Below are 654 nucleotides of genomic sequence, written 5' to 3'. Positions count from 1 at the left end.
GGGATAGGGCGGATGCGTTCGGCGGGCACGCTGATGCGCGTCGGAGCTCCCACGGGCCGCGTCGACCCGTCGGGCTCCTGGTAGCGGGCCGGCGAGATCGCATCCGCCTCATACCACCACGTGCCATCGGCTGCGCGCACCCGCTCGACCACGACCACATCCAGCGCCTGGTCGTCGGGGAGCGTGGCACGGGCCCACGGCCCGGCCATCGCGCGCCGCCGGTCCGCTTCAGTCACCATGATTCGATTGTAAGTTCGATTCTGGCGGTGATTCCACAGCCCGGTACCGCCCCGAGCCGAGCCCTGGCGGCCCGCTGGCTGCCCTGTGCTCGGATCGTCCGGCACTGGTCGCACATAGGTAACCGACTGGTAGCGGTCCGTAAGATTTTCTGTTGTTCCGATGCACGTTCACGAGATAGCGAACGCTTAGTTGGGCAGAGAGCGACCGCTCTTCGGTGTCATGCGGAGGCGCCGCACACAACAAGAAGGGGCCCTGAAGGTCCGTGATGAACCAACTCATGGTCGAGTGGATCGCGGTGGCGGTGGCAGGCCGGGTGTTCTACGCCGACGCACGGATACTGCTGCGCGCATCGCTGCGGCGAGCGTACGGCTAGGGAACGCTGAGATCGCTCAGACCCACCGCAACGACCAGCGG

The 654-nt window shown here is 66.7% G+C and carries 1 pseudogene; it reads right to left on the bottom strand.

Features of this window, described 5'->3' with window-relative positions:
* Positions 1-239: pseudogene (locus KUM32_RS32350) on the bottom strand (hypothetical protein); the annotation flags it as partial.
* Positions 240-654 lie beyond the last annotated feature (415 nt).

Source organism: Streptomyces sp. AC627_RSS907, assembly GCF_019049165.1.
The sequence above is the reverse complement of the archived record's forward strand: the minus strand, read 5'-3'. Positions and strand labels throughout refer to the sequence as shown.